General features: G+C 69.2%; 13 protein-coding genes and 3 pseudogenes. 12 read left to right on the top strand and 4 right to left on the bottom strand.

Annotated features, from left to right (window positions below):
* The first annotated feature begins 40 nt into the window (after window positions 1–40).
* Window positions 41–1474: an aldehyde dehydrogenase family protein gene (locus ACFT41_RS01330; RefSeq protein ID WP_377583226.1), complete on the top strand. Its 1434-nt coding sequence runs from the start codon at window positions 41–43 to the stop codon at window positions 1472–1474.
* 58 nt (window positions 1475–1532) lie between these two features.
* On the opposite strand, the gene ACFT41_RS01325 is transcribed toward ACFT41_RS01330, so the two are convergent.
* Entirely contained in the window at window positions 1533–1937 is a 405-nt protein-coding gene (locus ACFT41_RS01325; protein ID WP_377590395.1) for a ChaB family protein, read from the bottom strand.
* 188 nt (window positions 1938–2125) lie between these two features.
* Here ACFT41_RS01325 and ACFT41_RS01320 point away from each other — a divergent pair.
* The 4 genes and pseudogenes from ACFT41_RS01320 to ACFT41_RS01305 all read left to right on the top strand — a co-directional run.
* A pseudogene (locus tag ACFT41_RS01320) lies at window positions 2126–2974 on the top strand (YihY/virulence factor BrkB family protein); the annotation flags it as partial.
* Window positions 2975–3088: 114 nt separating this feature from the next.
* Window positions 3089–3505: a DUF2795 domain-containing protein gene (locus ACFT41_RS01315; RefSeq protein ID WP_377590403.1), complete on the top strand. Its 417-nt coding sequence runs from the start codon at window positions 3089–3091 to the stop codon at window positions 3503–3505.
* Between the two features lie 52 nt (window positions 3506–3557).
* Complete coding sequence (locus ACFT41_RS01310; RefSeq protein ID WP_377590397.1) at window positions 3558–4019, top strand: SRPBCC family protein; 462 nt, start codon at window positions 3558–3560, stop codon at window positions 4017–4019.
* A 126-nt stretch (window positions 4020–4145) separates the two neighbouring features.
* Complete coding sequence (locus ACFT41_RS01305; protein WP_377590399.1) at window positions 4146–4409, top strand: hypothetical protein; 264 nt, start codon at window positions 4146–4148, stop codon at window positions 4407–4409.
* Window positions 4410–4443: 34 nt separating this feature from the next.
* On the opposite strand, the gene ACFT41_RS01300 is transcribed toward ACFT41_RS01305, so the two are convergent.
* Window positions 4444–5649 (bottom strand): MFS transporter, encoded by a 1206-nt coding sequence (locus ACFT41_RS01300; RefSeq protein WP_377613710.1) that lies wholly within the window; start codon window positions 5647–5649, stop codon window positions 4444–4446.
* 163 nt (window positions 5650–5812) lie between these two features.
* On the opposite strand from ACFT41_RS01300, the gene ACFT41_RS01295 reads away from it, so the two are divergent.
* The 4 genes and pseudogenes from ACFT41_RS01295 (at window position 5813) to ACFT41_RS01280 (ending at window position 9636) form a co-directional block, all read left to right on the top strand.
* Window positions 5813–6025, top strand: a complete 213-nt coding sequence (locus ACFT41_RS01295; protein ID WP_377590457.1) for a hypothetical protein — start codon at window positions 5813–5815, stop codon at window positions 6023–6025.
* 573 nt (window positions 6026–6598) lie between these two features.
* Window positions 6599–8122 (top strand): cellulase family glycosylhydrolase, encoded by a 1524-nt coding sequence (locus ACFT41_RS01290; protein ID WP_377590455.1) that lies wholly within the window; start codon window positions 6599–6601, stop codon window positions 8120–8122.
* Between the two features lie 573 nt (window positions 8123–8695).
* Window positions 8696–9045, top strand: a pseudogene (locus ACFT41_RS01285) (DDE-type integrase/transposase/recombinase); the annotation flags it as partial.
* 234 nt (window positions 9046–9279) lie between these two features.
* Entirely contained in the window at window positions 9280–9636 is a 357-nt protein-coding gene (locus tag ACFT41_RS01280; RefSeq protein WP_377587602.1) for a transposase, read from the top strand.
* Window positions 9637–9832: 196 nt separating this feature from the next.
* Here the strand turns inward: ACFT41_RS01280 and ACFT41_RS01275 are convergent, their stop codons facing one another.
* The gene (locus tag ACFT41_RS01275; RefSeq protein WP_377587603.1) at window positions 9833–12169 is read right to left on the bottom strand and encodes an ATP-binding protein; all 2337 of its coding nucleotides are present in this window, start codon (window positions 12167–12169) and stop codon (window positions 9833–9835) included.
* A 450-nt stretch (window positions 12170–12619) separates the two neighbouring features.
* Between ACFT41_RS01275 and ACFT41_RS01270 the strand changes: the two genes are divergently transcribed.
* From ACFT41_RS01270 to ACFT41_RS01260, 3 genes and pseudogenes are all read left to right on the top strand, one after another.
* Window positions 12620–12952 (top strand): winged helix-turn-helix domain-containing protein, encoded by a 333-nt coding sequence (locus ACFT41_RS01270; RefSeq protein ID WP_377587604.1) that lies wholly within the window; start codon window positions 12620–12622, stop codon window positions 12950–12952.
* Window positions 12927–13178 (top strand): annotated as a pseudogene (locus ACFT41_RS01265) (BTAD domain-containing putative transcriptional regulator); the annotation flags it as partial. The gene ACFT41_RS01270 and the pseudogene ACFT41_RS01265, both read left to right, overlap by 26 nt.
* 191 nt (window positions 13179–13369) lie before the next feature.
* Window positions 13370–16438: a BTAD domain-containing putative transcriptional regulator gene (locus ACFT41_RS01260; RefSeq protein ID WP_377587605.1), complete on the top strand. Its 3069-nt coding sequence runs from the start codon at window positions 13370–13372 to the stop codon at window positions 16436–16438.
* Here the strand turns inward: ACFT41_RS01260 and ACFT41_RS01255 are convergent.
* Window positions 16399–18210 carry a condensation domain-containing protein gene (locus tag ACFT41_RS01255; protein ID WP_377587606.1) on the bottom strand — a complete coding sequence of 604 codons (1812 nt, stop codon included), beginning with the start codon at window positions 18208–18210 and terminating at the stop codon, window positions 16399–16401. The genes ACFT41_RS01260 and ACFT41_RS01255 overlap by 40 nt on opposite strands.
* Window positions 18211–18344 lie beyond the last annotated feature (134 nt).

Here is an 18344-nt window from a genome sequence, read left to right as displayed (position 1 = left end):
AACGCGTTTGCCGGGCCGGGGCCGGGGGATGCACCGCCGCATGTACACGGTTGCGCAGCTAATCGGTGGAGTGTGGGGTGCCGGCGGCGCGGGGGGCGAGCTGGTCGTCCACGATCCGGCCGACGGCCGCCGGGTCAGCACGGTGCCGGTGGCGACGGCGGACGAGGTCGGCAAGGCGGTGGAGGCCGCGCGGGGCGTCGCGGCCGGGTGGGCGGCGACGGCCCCGGCGGAGCGGGCCGCCGCGCTGCACCGGGCCGCCGCCGTCGTCGAGGCCGCGACGGAGGAGCTGGCGGCGGCGGTGACCGCGGAGATGGGCAAGCCCCTGGCGGACGCCCGGGGCGGCGTCGAGGCGGGCGTCGGCACCCTGCGACAGTACGCCGAGCTGGCCCCGGTGCGGGGCGGGCGCACGCTGCTCGGCGGCGCGGAGTCGATCGACTTCATGACACCGGAGCCGCGCGGCGTGGTCGCCGCGATCACCCCGTGGAACGACCCGGTGGCGGTCTCCTGCGGGCTGCTCGGCGCGGCCCTGATGACCGGCAACGTGGTGCTGTACAAGCCGAGCGAGCGCACCCCGGCGACGGGGTGGCTGCTGGCGCGGGCGTTGGACGAGGTCCTGCCGCCGGGGGTGCTGTCGCTGCTCACCGGCGGCGGCGGGGTCGGCGCGGCACTGGCGGGCGGCGACGTGGACGTGGTGGCGCACGTGGGGGCCACGGCCACCGGCCGGGCGATCGCCGCGGCGGCGGCCCGCACCGGGGCGAAGGTGCTCCTGGAGAACGGCGGCAGCGACCCGCTCGTGGTCGACGCCGGCGTCGACCCGGTCTGGGCGGCGGAGCAGGCGGCGCTGGGCGCGTTCGCCAACGCGGGGCAGCTCTGCGTGGCGGTGGAGCGGATCTACGTGCACCGGGACGTGGCGGAGGACTTCGTCGACGCGCTGGCGCGCCGGGCCGAGGCGCTGCGGGTCGGCCCGGGGCGGGCACCGGGGACGGAGCTGGGGCCGCTGGTCGACCGGCGGCACCGCGACCACGTGCACGGGCAGGTGACGGCGGCGGTGGCGGGCGGGGCGCGGCTGCGCGCCGGCGGGGTGCTGCCGGACGGGCCGGGGGCGTTCTACCCGGCGACGGTGGTCGTCGACTGCCGGCACGAGATGGCCCTGGTCCGCGAGGAGACGTTCGGGCCGGTCGCCCCGGTGGTGGTGGTCGACTCGTTCAGCGAGGCGCTGCGGTGCGCCGCCGACTCGCCGTACGGGCTGGCGGCCACGGTGCTCACCGGCTCGATGAGTCACGCCCAGCGGGCCTGGCGGGAGCTGCCGGTCGGCACCGTGAAGATCAACGCCGTGTTCGGCGGCGCGCCGGGCGGGGCGGCCCAGCCGCGCCGGGGCAGCGGCCAGGGCTTCGGCTACGGCCCGGAGCTGCTGGACGAGTTCACCGCCACGAAGGCCGTGCACGTCGAGGCACCGGGCGACGGCCACTGGTGAGCGTACGGCGGGAGCCCGGGACAGCGCGGTCCCGGGCTCCCGCCGTGGTGGTGGCCGGTCAGCGGCCTCCGCGCGCCCGGCGGGTGGCGTTGTCGTTCGCCTTCTCGATGGCCTTGACCAGTTCCGGCTTCGTCATCCGGGAGCGCCCGGGGACGTCCAGCTTGCGGGCCACCGCCAGCAGGTGGTCCTTGGTGGCGTTGGCGTCGACGCCGCCCGCCGTGGGGGCGCGTCGCGCCGGACCGCCGCCGGCCGCCTGCCGGTCGCTGGGCCCCTTGCGGCCCTTGGGCTCCCAGTGGTCGCCGACCTTCTCGAACTCGTGCTTCACGGCGGCGAACGCGGCGCGGTGCGCCCGCTCCCCCTCGCCGTACGTCTGCACCGCCGAGTCGTGCGTCTTCTCCCAGGTGCGCTGCGCCTTCTCCGGAGAGCGTCGCAGCGTGCTGGGCAGTACCTCGCGCCCGGGCATGTCGTCCTCCTCCGCGTCGACTGCTTCCCGATCGACCGTTCCCCGGGGCCGCGCGGGCAAACCGCCGGCCCTCTGCGGCGGACCGGGCCGCCCGGTGTCGGGTTTGTCGATTTCCGGCGCTGGGTACCGGCGGGGCCAGGCGAACGCCGGGTGCCGGTCACCCGGCCGCCCGGGCGCAGGGGGCGATCATGGCGGCGACGACGGAACCGGGCACGGTGGCCCTCGACGGCGGGCGGGCGCGGCTGCCCCGGCGGGTCCGGCAGCTCAGCTGGCCCACCTGGCGGGGCGTACTGCTGCGCAGCGGCCAGAACTTCGTCAGGGACAACTGCGCGGACTGGGCCGCCGCGCTCACCTACTACGGGGTGCTCGCCCTGTTCCCGTCGACGATCGTGGTGGTCGCCCTGGTCGGCCTGGTCTCCGACGGCGAGCGGACGGTGGACACGGTGATCGACCTGGCCCGGCAGGTCGGCGCCGGGTCGGTGGTCGGCAACGAGGAGTTCGTCGGCGTGGTGCGGGGCGTCGTCGACCAGAGCAGCGGCGCGAAGACGCTGCTCAGCTTCGGCCTGCTCGGCGCGCTGTGGTCGGCGTCGGGGTTCATCGGCGCCTTCACCCGCGCGTCCAACGCCATCTACGGCGTGCGGGAGGGCCGGCCGGTGTGGAAGCTGCGCCCGTTGCAGATCGGGCTGGCCGCCGTGACGCTGGTGCTGCTGGCCGTGGTGGCCACCGGGCTGATCGTCAGCGGCCCGGTGGCCGACGCGGTGGGCGACCTGCTGGGCGCAGGCGGGCTCGCCCGGACGGTGTGGGGCGTGGCGAAGTGGCCCGTGCTGGCCATGGTGATGCTGGTGCTCCTGTCGCTGCTGTTCTGGATCGCCCCGAACGGGCGCCAGCCCCGGTTCCGCTGGCTCACCCCGGGTGGCGCGGTCGCCCTGGTCTCCTGGGCGCTGGTCTCCTCCGGTTTCGGCCTGTACGTGGCGAACTTCGGCTCCTACGACGTGACGTACGGCAGCCTCGGCGCGGTGATCGCGTTCCTGGTCTGGCTCTACCTGTCCAACTCGGCGCTGATGTTGGGCGTGCAGATCAACGCCGAGCTGCAACGGGGCCTGGGCATCCGCAGCGGTTTACCGGCGGCCGCCTCGGGTAGCGCAGAAGGCATGGAACGTGGCAGCAGCAAGCACAGCCCGAGGGTCGACGAGCAGATGAGCCAGGAGGTCAGCGGCCTGGTCCAGGGCCCCGGCACCGGCGGCTCGCGGGTCGAGGAGTTCCGCCAGCCCGAGCCGGCGGGCGAGGACCAGCCGGAGGCCACCACGGCCCCGGCGGGCGAGCTGCGCACCGGATCCCCGCAGGGGATGAGCTCCACCGACGTGGAGCAGCGCAGCCGGCTCGGGCGGTTCATCACGATGACCGCCCTGCCCGGCGACCGGGAGGCGCTCGTCGCCAACGCGCGCGACAACGACGCGCCGGCCGACCTGGTCGCCGCCCTGGAGGGCCTGCCGCCGGGCACCCGTTACCAGACGGTTTCCGAGGTGTGGGCCGCGCTCGGGCACCGGAACGAGACGACGCGTTGGTGAGTGGATCGGCCCACGGTCCCGCCCCGCACCGACGTACTGAGGAGGTTTGCTGATGAGTGGCGTCACCGAGCACGTGGACGTGTCCGTCCCGATCCGGACCGCGTACGACCAGTGGACGCAGTTCGAGGAGTTCCCCCACTTCATGGAGGGGGTGCAGGAGGTCCGGCAGCTCACCGACACGAGGACCCACTGGACGGTGGAGATCGCCGGGGTCAAGCGCGAGTTCGACGCCGAGATCACCGAGCAGCTGCCCGACGAGCGGGTGGCCTGGCGCTCCACGGGCGGCACCCAGCAGGCCGGCGTGGTGACCTTCCACCGCCTGGACGAGGCCAACACGCGGGTGACCCTCCAGCTGGAGTTCGAGCCGCACGGCGTGGTGGAGCAGGCCGGCGACAAGCTCGGCGTGGTCGACCGCCGGGCCAAGGGTGACCTGGAACGGTTCAAGCAGTTCATCGAGCGGCGCGGTCAGGAGACCGGTGCCTGGCGCGGCAGCGTCGACCGCCCCCGGCCCTGATCCTTCCCCCACCTGAGCTGACATGGCCGCCGGCATCCGGCGGCCATCGTCGCGCCCGGGGTCCCTTCGCCGGTCACGGGACGGCCGCGCCCGTTTGCGTTCACCGGCCCCGGGTACCGCGAAGGCATGACGGACAACGACCGCCACGTGTGGCGCGACGAGGAGCGGCTTGGCCTGGAGGAGCTGGACCGGGCGCTGGCCCGGTCGACCCTCGACGGGCAGGCCGACGACGTGACCGGCAACGACGCGGGCGAGGAGGCCGCCTTCGGGCACGGCCCGGAGGCGGTGGACCGGGGCGCGTCGCCGTCCGACCGGGAACGCGAGCGCACCGACGCGGAGCGGGCGTACCGGCCGTCGACCACGGGACGGACCGGCCCCGACACGATGTGACCGGTGCCGGCCGGCCGAAGTCGGGGCTCGGCGGTCAGGGCCGGCGGGACGCGACGGCGTGCAGGGCGGTCAAGGCCGCGGCGAGGACCACCAACGCCGGCCCGAGGGCCTCGACCGAGGTGTACGCGACCAGCGCGCCGACGCCGGTGGGCACCAGCGCCCCGCCCAGCCCCGCCGCCGCGATCTGGAGCCCGATGGTCCGGTCGGCGTGCGCGGCGCCCACCCGCTCGGCGGTGCCGAGGGTGAGCAGCGGGAACACGGGCGCGGCGGCGAAGCCCAGCACCAGCAGGCCGGCCACCGCTACCCAGGCCGGCGCGGGCAGGGCGATCAGCACCGCCCCGGCGACCATGCCGAGCAGGCTGGCGCGCAGCACCCGCCCGGTGCCGAGGCGCTCGGCGACGAAGCCCTGCACCACCCGCCCCAGGAACAGGCTCCCCCAGTACCCGGAGACGCAGACGCCGGCCACCCCGGCGGCCAGCCCCCGCCCCTCGGTGAGCAGCAGGAACGCCCACAGGCCGGCGGCGATCTCGATCGCGACGTACACGGCGAAGGCGAGGGCGCCCAGCCAGACGGCCGGCAGGCGCAGCGTGTCGCGTACCCGGACGGGGTCGGTGGTCGCCAGCGGGGCCGGGCCGGCGGCGGGCGCCCCCGGCGCGGGCCGGTCGGCCCAGGCCCGCACGGTGAGCGCGAAGGCGGCACCGAGGGCGAGTTGGGCGGCGGCGACTATGCCGTACCCCCAGCGCCAGGCGAGGCCGGCGCTGAGCACGGCGGTCATGATCAGCGGGCCGATTGCCACGCCGAGGCCGAAGAAGGCGTGCATCCAGTTCATGTGGCGGGGCCCGAACGCGTTGGCCGCGTACGCGTTGAGCCCGGAGTCGATCGCCCCCGAGCCGAGGCCGAGCAGCAGCGCGCAGCCGGTCGTGACGGCCAGCCCCGGGCTGGCCGCGTAGCCGGTGAGCGCGAGGCTGGCCAGCAGGGTGCTGCCGGCGAGGAGCCGGCCGACGCCGAGCCGGGCGAGGGAGAACCCGGCCAGCACGCTGGCGGTGAGGTATCCGGCGGTCCCGGCGGTCAGCATCAGGCCGACGGCCTCGGTGGGCACGTCGAAGTCCGCCCGCATGGACGGCCAGCCGACGCCGAGCAGCCCGTCGGGCAGGCCGAGGCTGACGAAGGCGAGGTAGGCGAGCAGGAGCAGGGCGGGACGGGGCGCTGCGGGGGTGGACGGCGCGGCGGGGGTGGACACGATCGACCATCCTGCCTCAGGCAGGCCCGGTCGACCACCGGCTTCTCGCGCCTCCCCCGAAGCGGCAAGAAGCGCGGTACGTCCGGCCGGAAACCCGGACAGGTCATCCAGAATCGTCCGATCGGGTGACGGCGATCCCGACACGTCGCGCAAGACTCTCCGAATGCAGCAGGGCTCCGGCTTCCTCACCGTTCGTCAGCGTCGCCTCGCCTGGCTCGGCTTCCTCCTCGCCGCCGTCCAGGCGCCGGTCGCCGCCAGGTTCGCCACCGACGACTCGTGGCTGTTCAGCCTCTGCGTCGCCCTGATGGTCGCCACGGTGATCATCGCCGACGACGCCGCCCGCCGCCGCCCGGCGAACGCGCGCTCCTCCGACTAGCTGCGGCGCCGCCGCGGATCGGCCGATAGCTCACCCTGAGTCATGCTCGCCCAGTCCTACCCGACCACCGCACCTCCTGGCCCGTAACTCGGTGCCGTGGTGGGCAGGCGGCAGCATCCCGGCGTAGCCCGCCACGTCGCACCCGTCGCCGCGACCGCGGCGCGCGGGAGGCGGGCCGACGCCTATCGCACTGCGTTCGGAAACGGGTGGAGCGCGATCAGCCCGCCGGGCCACCTGGACGGCCGCCCGCTGAGCTGGCCCCACCCCCACCTGCTGCCCGCCTACGCGCAGGCGCCGCCGGACTGGAGTTGACCGTCTCGTGGCCGAGGTGGCGCACGGCGGGCGGTCCCTCGACGGAGGCGCGCTGCCGACAACCTTGCCCCTTTCATGCATGCACATCTATTCTTTGACGGCCCATCGACTGCCAGCGCAGGCAATCGAATATCGTCGAATCGCTTCGACAACCCAACGTGACGGTCGGCTCGAAGACGGGAGATGCTTGTGAAATCCACACTCAGGAAGGTTCAGTTCGCCATACTTTCCGGCGTACTGGCGCTGGCCGGATCCACAGCCGTGCTGACGAGTTCCGCGTCGGCCGACAGCATGGCCCAGCTGAACGCCACCCAACTCGTTGCCAACATGGGGGCGGGCTGGAATCTGGGAAACAGCCTGGAGGCCAACGTCAACGGGATCCCCAGCGAGACGGCATGGGGCAACCCGGTCGTGACGCAGGCCTTCATCGATCGGGTGAAGGCAGCCGGATTCAAGACGATCCGCATCCCGGTCTCCTACCTGGGAAACATCGGGTCAGCCCCGAACTACACGATCAACTCCGCCTGGCTGAATCGGATCCAGGAAATCGTCGACTACGCCTACGGTCGCGGCCTGTATGTGCTGATCAACATGCACGGCGACGGCTACAAGACCATCACCGGCTCGTGGTTGATCTGCGACTCGGCGGATCAGACGACGATCAGGGACAAGTACCAGAAGGTCTGGCAGCAGATCGCGACCAGGTTCCAGAGCTACAGCGAGCGCCTCATCTTCGAGTCCATGAACGAGGAGTTCGACGGACAGTGGGGCAACCCGACCCAGCCTTGCTACTCGAACATCAACGCCTACAACCAGATCTTCGTGGACACTGTCCGCCGGTCCGGCGGGAACAACAACTCGCGCTGGCTGCTCATCGCCGGCTGGAACACCAACATCGACTACACCGCAGGCAACTACGGCTTCGCGCTGCCGACGGACCAGTACCGGTCACCGTCCGTTCCCGCCAACGAGCAGCGGCTCATGATCTCCGTGCACTACTACGACCCCTGGGACTTCGCCGGCGAGGAGAACGGCACCATCACGCAGTGGGGTCCGGCCGCCACCAATCCCGCACGGAAGTCGACCTGGGGACAGCAGGACTTCATGGACACGCAGCTGAAGAAGATGCGTGACACCTTCGTCTCGCGTGGATACCCGGTGTTCGTCGGTGAATACGGTTCGGTCGACAAGACGTCGGCCGACTCGACGAACAACAGGTACCGCGCGGACTACGCGCGCACCCTGGTGTCCACCGCCAAGAAGTACGGGGCGGCCACCGCCTACTGGGACAACGGCTACAACGGGGCGTACGGGTTCGGGCTGTTCAACCGCAGCAGCGCCACGGTCACCCAGCAGGGCATCATCGACGCCATCATGAGCGGCGTCGGCAGCACCACCCCGACGACGCCGCCGACCACCGCCCCGCCGACAACCACGCCGCCGCCGACCACCGCCCCGCCGACGACCCCGCCGCCGTCGAACGGACGGTCCTGTTCAGCGTCGTACACGGTGACCGGTCAGTGGCAGGGCGGCTTCCAGGCCGAGGTACGGGTGACCGCCGGCGGCTCGGCGATCAGCGGTTGGACGGTGACCTGGACGTTCGCGAACGGGCAGCAGGTGACGCAGGCGTGGAGCGCCATGGTGACCACCAGCGGCTCGACGGTTACCGCCCGCAACGTCGGTTACAACGGTTCGATCAGTGCCGGAGGGAGCACGACCTTCGGCTTCCTGGGATCGTCGGGCAGCGTCAACGGCATAACGTCGTTGTCCTGCGCGGCGAGCTGAGCAGGTCGTGACCGCGCGGGCCGGACGTCTGTGACGCGGCCCGCGCGGTCACGGCGCTGAGGCGGCAACGAGCCGTCGATGCCGGGCACGGCGGGCATATCGCGGATCCGGGCTCGGACCGGATCCGCAGCTTGCACCCCGAGAGCATGGCACCCTGGAGTTCGTCGATGCAGGTCATGTCCGGCATGGAAGGCAGGCCGACCACTTTACGAGGGCCTGCCCGACTTCAGGCAGTGAACGAGTACGGTCATCGGGCCCTTCCTACTGCGTTGACCCAAGGGGGTACGGCGGCTTGAACCGTCGGCGGCGTGCCTGTTTCGCCCCAGAACATGGGGCCGAAACTCGCGACCATCCCGAAGCGACCGGGTCCTGACCATGTCAGCGCCCAGCCCTGCAATGACGTCAGGGGCTGACGTCCGTCTGTACCGCCATGTCGTTCGCGAGAAAGTCCATGTTGACCATGACCTGGCGGCGCTGAGCCCAAGCCCTCATGACGGTCCGGTCGGCCATGCGTCCATGACAATCCAGCGTCACCAGGCCATAGACCGTACGCGCAACGCGGCGGGGGTCCGCCTGCACGAGCACGAACAAGTCAAGGAGCGGCGCCGGCAGGCCCGGCACCCGGCGCGTCGGCGTCCCGAGCTGGTCGCTGACGCTGCGCGGCAGGTCTACAGCTGGGACATCACCAAGCTGGCCGGCCCGGTCAAGGGCGTCTACTACGACGCCTACGTGATGATCGACATCTACTCCCGATACATCGTCGGGGTGCGGGTCCACGCCCGAGAGTCCGGACCTCTCGCCGAAGACATGATGCGGGAGGTGTTCGACGCCCACGGCGTGCCACACGTGGTGCACGCCGACCAGGGCACCTCGAAGACCTGAATGTGACCCGCTCACACTCCCGGCCGAAGGTGTCCAACGACTGCGATGATTTTCTTACGCCTCCCCGGGCCGGGTCTGACCCCTCGCAACGACCGGCCTTGGTGCCTTCGGGTTGATCTGTCGGCCCGTGTCCGGGGTGGCGCCTGGCCCGCCGGCCAGGCGGGTAGTGACCTGATAGGAGCCTGGCCTAGAGGCACCGTCGCAGTCCTGTCCACCCGCCCGTCCGGCGGTGGCCACCACCACCGATCGCGACGGAGGAGACAGCCATCACCAGCATGCCGCACCCCGAGACCGGACGGCGGATCACGGTCGGCGTGGACACCCACGCCGACACGCACGTCGCAGTCGCCCTGGACCAGCTCGGGGCTCGCCTCGACGAGCTACCCATCCCCACCACACAGGCCGGCCACGACCAGCTCGAGCACTGGGCCATCTCACTCGGCCCGGTCGACGCGTTCGGGGTGGAAGGTACCGGTTCCTACGGCGCTGAGCTCGCCCGAGTACTGCGCCGACGCGGCTACCGCGTCATCGAGGTCAACCGGCCCGACCGGGCCACCCGCCACCGCCGGGCAAGAGCGACCGGTCCGCGGCGACGAGGTTGGTGTGAACGACGATTTCAGCGGCGCTGGTGAGTCCGAGCGGGTCGGGGATGCCGCCGGCGGAAACCGGCTGGACAGCAGCGGCTAGGCGGCGGTGTAGCGGGGGTTCAGCGCGCTGCGGCGGACCGTCGCGACGACATCGTCGATGGGCGATAGCGGCTGACGCACTCGCGGTGCTCGTCCCGTGAGCCCCGGTCGATACGTCGCCGCGGGTGTAGGCGACCACGGGTCACGCCTCACCGGACGCGGTCGGAGGGCGCGCCGTCGACTGTCGCGACGTGGATCCGGCGCCGTGGGCGGTGACTTTGGCCCTGACGTTACCGGCGCTGGGGTGGTCGAGGCCGGTGAGTAGTTCGAGGGACTTGTGCCACGACCGGAAGGCGTTGACGCTGTCGCCCATGTCGTGCTGGGTGTCGCCGAGGTGATCGAGTGCCTCCGCCTCGCTGAACTGGTCGCCCAGCTCTCGATGCACGTCTACCGCCTGCTCGTAGCAGACGACGGCCTGGGCGTGCTGGCCGAGGTGGTGGTGGATGTGGCCGAGGCTGTCCAGGGTCAGTCCCTGACCGGCCCGGTCGTTGAGCTCTCGCAAGAGGATGAGGGCCCGTTCGCAGTAGGCCAGGGCCTGTTCGTGGTCGCGGAGCAAGGTGAGATGCCAGCCGATCGCGTTGTGGCATCTGGCCTGCCCGAGCCGGTGGCCGGTTTCGCGGTAAAGGTCAAGGGCTCGGTGGTCGTGTCGGAGAGCCTGGCTCAGGTCACCCCGTCGCTCACACATGATGGACAAGGTGTTGTGGATGTGGGCCTGTTCAGTGCGATCACCGGCTCGGACGGCGAGGTCCAGGCCGCGGTGGAGCTGGGTGTCGGCGTCGTCGAACCGGTACAACCGCGTGTACGCGCGGCCGAGTTGGCGGTGGGCGCGCGCCTCCATGACCCGATCGGCCAATCGGGCCGCGGCCGCGATCGCGGTCCGCCAGATCACCAGCCCGTCGTGCCAGTGCCCCCGGCGGTCCAGGAAGACCGCTACAGCCTGGGCGAGTTGTCCGACCTGCGCCTCCCGGCCAGTGGTGGCGTGGTCGATGAGGTTGAGCAGGACAGCGCGTTCGCTGGTGAACCAGTCGAGTGCGTGCTGGTAGTCGGTGAACTGTTCCGGCACGGTTCCCTCGGCCGGCGGGGCCGGTTCGGTGTGGTCCGTCGCGGGGTCCAGCAACTGGTTGGCGTTGTACGCCGTGTGCAGGTAGTGGTCGAAGATCCGGCCGATGGCGGCCCGGCGGTCCGGTGCGGATTCGGTGGACCGAGCCAGGTGTGCGGCGTAGTCACGCATCAGGTCGTGCCAGGTGTGCCGGCCGGGATGACGCTCGGCGGTGAGGCTCGCCGAGATCAGTTCGAGCAGTGACGCCCGCGCCTCGGGGAGGGGAACGGCGGCGAGGCTGCCCGCGGCCGCGATGGTGACATCCGGGCCCAGGTGGAGGCTCAGCAGCCGGAACAGCCGGGCCGCCGGTGGGGTCAGTGCCTGATAGGACCAGGAGAACACTGCCCGGACGTCGGTTTGCGGGTCGCCGTCCCCGAAGACGTCCAACCGGCCTGGTACGTCAGCCAGTTCCCGGACCACGGCCGCCAGCGGCAGCTCCAGGTACATCGCTGCGCGGGCGGCGACCACGGCCAGTGCCAGTGGAAGCCGAGCGCAGCGGTCGACGATCTCGTCGACCGCTTTGGGTTCGGCGGCGACCCGGTCGAGGCCGAGCCGGTCGGTCAGCGCGTCCTGGGCCTCCACGGTGGTGAACAGGTCGAGCATGAGCGGGTGAGCACCCTCGACGGCCACCAGACTGGAGAGCCGGTTGCGACTGGTGATCAGGACCAGACAGCCGGGTGCGGCCGGCAACAGCGGACGTACCTGGACGGCGTCGCGGGCGTTGTCCAACACGATCAGCATGCGCTTGTCGGCGAGCAGACTGCGGTAGAGCGCTGTCTGGGCGTCCAGATCGGCGGGGATACGGCTTGGCGGCACCTCCAGGGCGTCGAGGAGACGGCGGACCGCCTCGGCCGGGTCCACCGCCCGGCCGCTAGGATCGAAGCCACGCAGGTCCACGTACAACTGCCCGTCACGGAACCGGCCGGCTACCCGGTGCGCCCAGCACACGGCCAACGTGGTCTTGCCCACCCCCGCCGTGCCACCGATGGCGACGATCACCATCGTGCCCGCGCGGGCGCTCATCTCGGCCAGGGCGTCCAGCGTCGTCAGCTCGTGGGCGCGACCCGTGAAGTGGCGCACCGCCAACGGAAGCTGTCGGGGAACCGGCATGCCGCCCGGGTGGTCGACACCGCCGCCGTCGGGATCCGTTGGTGCGGCGGACTTCTCGCTGAAGGCGTACTCCAGCAGGGTGTATCGGGGGCGCCAGTGCTCTTCGATGCCGATTGCCACCGACAGCCGGTCCAGCCGGCCGTTCTCGTCGGCGTACCGCTGGCAGTTGGTGACCAGGCCCTTGATCAATTCCCAGTCGGGAAGTCGCCGAATCTGGCCGTTCAGCACCGCCGCGAGCTGAGTCTTGCCGCGGCCGAGCTGCAGCTCCAAGGCCCGCAGACTCGGTCCACCGGCCTGCCTCCGCAGGCGCCGTAGATCATCACACAATCGCCGCAGGAGCTGCGGGGCGGAGTCAGCGGCCAACTGGGGGCCTCCGGTGTGTACGCCGCCGTCCGCCTTTTCCCACGGACAGCGCGCATTCACCTGCGCCGCACAGTTCGAGTGTCCGCAGCTGTCCGGTATCCACGATGGTCAGTATACCGACCGATGAAAATAATTCACTGACGTCGTGCTGACGAGAGGAACGCGATCATGCCGCCGACCTACTACGTCGGGTATCGGCCGCTCAGGTCGCCTGCCTTCGCCGGCAAAACTCCTCCCCGGCCGAGGAATATGACCAAGCCTTACCGGACATAGTGGTCGATCGGCCTACGAACCGTGTCCAGGGTATCCACGTGAACCATCCACGGTGAACGCGGGCCGCCGAATGGTCTGACCCACATGTTGGCCGGAATTCGTTGCGGGAAGGAGCAGCCTGTGCGGTTTCGCATTCTTGGCACACTGGAGTTCATTGGCGCGACCCGCCGACTGTCGTTCGCACCGCGGCAGAGGATTGTCCTCTCCATGTTGTTGCTCCAACCCAACCGGGCGGTGTCTGTCGAACGTCCGGTGGACGCCGTCTGGGGCACCGCGTCGCCGTTGACGGCCAGGGAGCAGATCCAGATCTGTGTCTCGGCCATCAGGCGGACTCTGGCCGCCGGCGGCAACTCCGGCGCCATCGTGACGCGCCCACCGGTTACTCGATCCGGTGTGTCGTACGGGAGTTGGACCTGATGGCGTTCGACTACCTGGTGGCCAGCGCACGGCGAGGACTTGCCCGACACCGGCTGGTGACGCGGCGAACGCCTTACGTGACGCGTTGCGGTTGTGGCACGGCACCGCCCCGCTGGCGGGAGTTCGCAGCCAGCTCGTCCAGTACATCGACGCTCAGCTGGTCGAACGGCAGCTGACCATGGTCGAGATGCACATCGACGCGCGGCTGCGACACGGTCAGCACAACGAACTGGTCAGCGGCCCGGTCGACGGCGGCGAGGCGTCTCCTGCAGAGTCGACGGCTCACTCCCCCCAGGCCCCACCGCCCGCTGACGGACCACGACGACGGGGCCTCGCACCTGTCGAGCGACCACGGGATTGTCCGCCACGAAGCGGAACTTCCACCTCGTGTCCATCACGTCGAAATGGCTTCGGGTTATGCACTTCAGGATCCTTGGTTCGCTCGACGTCTCACTTGGTCGAAGGGCTTTACAGTTTCCGAACGGGCGCCAGCGAACCGTGTTGGCGATGCTCCTCATGCAGGAAGGAAACCTCGTATCGCTCGATCGGATCACTGAGGGGATATGGGGAGAGGATCCACCCGTCACCGCCAAGGGGCAGATCCATACCTGCATCTCCGCTTTGCGGCGTGAGCTGCGAAAAATCGGTTACGACCATGTGATCGTCACCAGCCTGGTGGGCTATACGATCCATCTTCCCGCCGAGTCGCTCGACTCCGCCGTGTTCCGCCAGATGGTCGACTCCGGCCGGGAACTGGCTGCTGCCGGGAAGATCAGGGACGCGGCAGCCGAGCTTCGTGCCGCACTCGCGCTCTGGCGCGGCCCGGCGGTAGCCTCGGACGTCGAGAGCGGGTTGGTCAGAACGATGGCGATTCGGCTTGAAGAGGAACAAATCAGGACCACCGAAGAGTGTATCGAGCTCGAGCTCAAACTCGATCGGCATCACGAACTCGTAGCCGAGTTGAGTGAGCTCGTCCGAGCTCACCCACTGCGGGAGTCGCTGAGAGCGTTGCACATGCTCGCCCTGTACCGGTCAGGCCGGCAAGCAGACGCCCTTGAATCGTTCCAAGAAATCCGGGCCATCCTCAGAGAAGAAATCGGGCTGGAGCCGTCTGACCAGCTTGACAGGCTGCACAAGTCCTTCCAGAAACGGGTCAACTCGCTGCCAGTCGCGCCCCGAACTGGTCTCGGGCCGGAACCCACCGGCAGGGTTGACGCCATTGTCCCCCGACAGCTTCCGCCGACTGTCGCCGACTTCACCGGTCGAGAGGAACTGGTCGATACCATCATCACGAAGCTCTCCGGATCGAGTTCCGCGGAAGGCCGGCGCTACATGCCTGTCGTGTGCCTCAACGGCAATGGAGGCGTCGGCAAGACGACCCTGGCCCTACACGTGGCGCACGCCGTCCATCACCTGTATGACGAAGGCGCGATCTTCGTTCAGCTCCCCGGCAGCGACGGCCATCGCAGCGCCCCGCTGGATGTGCTGGCCAAGCTGCTCGGCTCGCTCGGCTTCCCCCCGGCGGCACTTCCAGAGGAGCTCGAACACCGGATGGCCGTCTACCGGAGCTGGCTCGGCGATCGCAAGGTCCTGATCCTGCTCGATGACGCCGACAGTGCGGCCACCGTCACGACGCTGATGCCAGGAAACTCCAACTGCTGTGTGATCGTCACGAGCCGCTACCCGCTCACCAGCCTGCCCGGCGCCGTGCACGTTCATGTCCAGAACCTGGACGAGGCAGCCTGCGTCGAGCTGCTCGGCAAGATAGTCCACCCTGAGCGCGTGGCAGCCGAGTCCGACATGGCACTCGAACTGGTCAGGCTGTGCGGGTGCCTGCCACTCGCCGTCCGGATCGTGGCCGCCAAGCTGGTGAAGTGGCCGCACTGGAGCATCGGGCAGATGGTCTCCCGCATGAAGGATGAAACTCGGCGACTTGACGAGCTGACCCTCGGTGACATGAGCGTCAGGGCCACGATCGCTTCCTCACACAGTGGCCTCAGCCAGGGTGCGCGGCAGCTGTTCACCAGGCTCGGGCTCCTCGGCCCGGCGGACTTCGCATCCTGGGTCTGCGCTCCGTTGCTCGATGCCGACAGTGATTCTGCGGCCGACCTGCTTGACGAACTCGTCGCGGCTCGCCTCGTTGAGGTGAGGGCGAACGACACGGGCCGATACCGGTTTCGACTGCACGCTCTGGTGCGCATCTTCTCCCTGGAGCGGCTGGCCGCGGACGAGGTGCCGAGCGAGCGCCGTGCCGCACTGTCCCGGCTGTTGTCCTGCTGGCTTTCCCTAGCCGTAGACGCTCACCGCCGCGTCTACGGCGGTGACGGGCCGCGCTGTGCCGCGCAGTTGTGGATGCTGCCGGCCAGCGTACGCGATCAACTCGTGGCGGACCCGCTTGGTTGGCTCCGGCTGGAGAGCGCGGGACTGGTTCTCGCCGTGTCCCAAGCAGCTCATCTCGGACTGGACGAGGTGTGCTGGGGGCTGGCTGTCGCCCTCGTCGCACTGTTCGAATCCGATCACCGGATCGAGGACTGGCTGCGGACGCACGAGACAGCGCTTGACGTCGTCAGACGCACGGGCAAAAAGCACGGTGAGGCCGCGTTGCTGTACTCGCTGGGGACGATGACCCTCAACAGCGGCGTGAAGGATGCCACGTCCACCCTCGAGTCCGCCCTGCGCCTCTCCGAGGAACTCGGCGATGCGCCCGGCCGGGCACGGGCTCTCGGTGCGCTCGCGTTCGCTGACCGAATGGCCGGCCGGTTCGACCAGGCGCTGCTGGGCTATCGGCGGGCTCTGGCCGACTACCGGTCTGTCGGTGACCAGGTAGGCGAGGTCGATGCGCTGGGCAACATAGCGCAGATCTACATGGACAGGGGACTCTGGGACGACGCCAGGCCGCTCCTTGACCAGGCGGTTGCCAAGAGCGCCACGCAGGCGCCACGCACAGCCGCCCGGGTCGAGCATCGGCTCGGTGCCTTCTACCTCCGCACGGGGAACTGGCGGCACGCTGAGAAGTCGTTCATCAGGGTGCTGGCACGGGTGCGGGAATGCGGTGACACGGTGGGCGAGGCGCACGCGTTGGCCGCTCTCGGCTCACTCCTGACTCGCCAGGGACAGTACGAGTCCGCACAGGTCGCCCTGTGTGCCGCGCTCACGTTGTCGCGTGGCACGGCCAGTGGTCTAGCCAGTGGCCGAGTGCTGCTGTCATTCGTCGAGTTCTGTGTTGTCGTCGGGGACTGGGACCGCGCCGCCACCCTGATCGGCGAGGCGCTGATGACCTTCAGTGAGACCGGTCCGATTCCGGTGCTCCGTGCCAGGTTCCTTGAGTTCAAGGCCCACGTGGAGACGAGTTTGGGAAATCCCCGGGCCGCGGACGCAGCCCGTGGCGAGGCCCTTGGTATCACCCAGCAGTACGGCTCCGGCATCGCGTCGGATCTTCACGGCGGCTATCGACTGTGTAGTGGCGCCTCATTGGACTGGCCTTGAGTGTCTGGCAGCCCGCTCCTTCCCGACCCCGCACTCGTCGCCGGCCAACCGATGGGGTTGTCAACACCAACCGGAACTGCCTCGCAGACGACGTAACGGCGCGGCGTCATCGCTGACGGGTGTGCCGGTAGCGCGGCCATGCACCGTGCGTGAGCTTGCTCCGGCGTCCGGACGGAATCGGAAGCCTCGACATACGCCACAAGCGGTTCGCCGGCCACCTGTGAGAAAATCCGCGCTCTGGCTGGCGCGAACGTGTCATCGAGGAGTCCCTGGACCTCAGCCAGGTCAACCCACTGGATATCGGTCTTGACCCAGCTCGAGTCCCGACGGACTGGCTCCATCTGAAGGACGTCGACGATACCCTCGTGATCAAGGTCGACGCCGGATGCCGCCACCAGGAGACGCTCAACGTCCTGCAGCAACGATGTCAGGTGTTCCGCTGGCACCCGGCCAAGGTCGGAACTCCAGCCACCCAGTTCCACCTCGCCTTCCAGCCTGGAAACATCGAATCGGACGGGTGTCGCCAGACGGAACGGCATAGGGTGACGGCGCAGTCGGGTCCGACTCAGCATAGCGGTCAGGTACTCGGGCGATGGTGGATGTTCCTCCACAGGTACACCGCTTTCGATGACACTACAGTTGTAGATGGCATCGAAACAGAAGAAGACACCGCGGTCATGCGCTATCCGGTTGCCGACTTCTTCGAGCTCATAAGCATCGTAAACGCCGTGCATGCACCCTTTCAGCATGCCACTCCACGCGTTTCTTACCAATTCATCGAAGCTCGCGGATCCGACGTCGATGGCGGCGATACCTGTTTGTGCAAGCGTGCCGACGTAGTCGTAGAGGTGGCGCTCAAAACGGTTCGAGGGCATCACCGGAAAGACTATTTCGCGATAGCCGGTACGCACGGAGAGCACGGCGCACACCGCAGCAAGCAGACAGCTGGACCGGCTGGTTCGCGTGCGTGCGCTCACGCACCGCGCGGCCAGCGCGGCGGCCGGTGATGACATAAAGACGCCAACCGTTTCGTCAGCATTCGCCTCGGTGAGTTCGGGCCCCGCAGAAGGCGTCAGGTAGAGAGGCGAGGGCATCACGGCAAGCTTGCGGCTCCAGTATTCCAGCGTTTTACGACGTTTTGCACACTCACGCTCGGAGCGTTCGAGTTCCGCCTGATCCAGCGGCTGATGGCGAGGCGGTCCCATAACTCGGGCCGAGGAATCGCTGATGAGTTCAGCCAGCTCATGTTCGAGGATCTGCGCGCCAGCCCTGTCCACCGCCATGTGAGAGAACTCGACGAGGACCGCGCATACCACGTCAGCGCTCGCGGCCAGGGCAACTCGCAACTGGTGGCCAGCCAGCCGCTCCCCCGCGGGCCGTGGTGGAGTTGTGCTCTCCAGGTACCTGGCGAGCTCAGCCTCGACGTCAACCCGATCGGCTCGGGCGTCTTCCAGCGAACAGATGTCGACCATCACCGTGCCAGCGGAGGAAACACGCTGACATGGCGGCGGTCCGGTGACGAAGGACGTCCGCAGCACTTCATGGCGAGCGATCAGCAGGGCAATACTGTCAGTGACATCCTCCACGCTCGTCGTCCCACTCAGGCTGACCGCACACGTCACGACAGGATACGGCTGGCCCTCTCTCGAACCGAAATCATTAATCCACTTCAGAATGTTGATCTGACCTATGGTCAGTGGCCCCTGCCGGGCGGTGCCGGCGGAGAAATGTGCGGGTACTGACGATCGCGGGGTAAGTTTGATGACTGACATACCACTTCTCCATGCACGCTCACGGAGTGCAAGCCCTGATGGTTCTGCCATCGACTTCAACCAGTTCTAGCGCAGGCAACTGTCATCGTCAATAAGCGAGATACATGCCTTGACGTCATGACTGAGGGATGATT

It is taken from the genome of Micromonospora sp. NPDC057141 (assembly GCF_042670805.1).
Classification (GTDB): domain Bacteria; phylum Actinomycetota; class Actinomycetes; order Mycobacteriales; family Micromonosporaceae; genus Micromonospora.
Note: the sequence above shows the minus strand (reverse complement) of the source record. Positions and strands in the feature narration are given on the sequence as shown.

Coding starts and splice junctions, on each gene's coding strand:
- ACFT41_RS01330 (WP_377583226.1), top strand. CDS start 41: ATGTACACGGTTGCGCAGCTAATCGGTGGAGTGTGGGGTGCCGGCGGC.
- ACFT41_RS01325 (WP_377590395.1), bottom strand. CDS start 1,937: ATGCCCGGGCGCGAGGTACTGCCCAGCACGCTGCGACGCTCTCCGGAG.
- ACFT41_RS01315 (WP_377590403.1), top strand. CDS start 3,089: ATGGAACGTGGCAGCAGCAAGCACAGCCCGAGGGTCGACGAGCAGATG.
- ACFT41_RS01310 (WP_377590397.1), top strand. CDS start 3,558: ATGAGTGGCGTCACCGAGCACGTGGACGTGTCCGTCCCGATCCGGACC.
- ACFT41_RS01305 (WP_377590399.1), top strand. CDS start 4,146: ATGACGGACAACGACCGCCACGTGTGGCGCGACGAGGAGCGGCTTGGC.
- ACFT41_RS01295 (WP_377590457.1), top strand. CDS start 5,813: ATGCAGCAGGGCTCCGGCTTCCTCACCGTTCGTCAGCGTCGCCTCGCC.
- ACFT41_RS01280 (WP_377587602.1), top strand. CDS start 9,280: ATGCCGCACCCCGAGACCGGACGGCGGATCACGGTCGGCGTGGACACC.
- ACFT41_RS01270 (WP_377587604.1), top strand. CDS start 12,620: ATGTTGGCCGGAATTCGTTGCGGGAAGGAGCAGCCTGTGCGGTTTCGC.
- ACFT41_RS01260 (WP_377587605.1), top strand. CDS start 13,370: ATGCACTTCAGGATCCTTGGTTCGCTCGACGTCTCACTTGGTCGAAGG.
- ACFT41_RS01255 (WP_377587606.1), bottom strand. CDS start 18,210: ATGTCAGTCATCAAACTTACCCCGCGATCGTCAGTACCCGCACATTTC.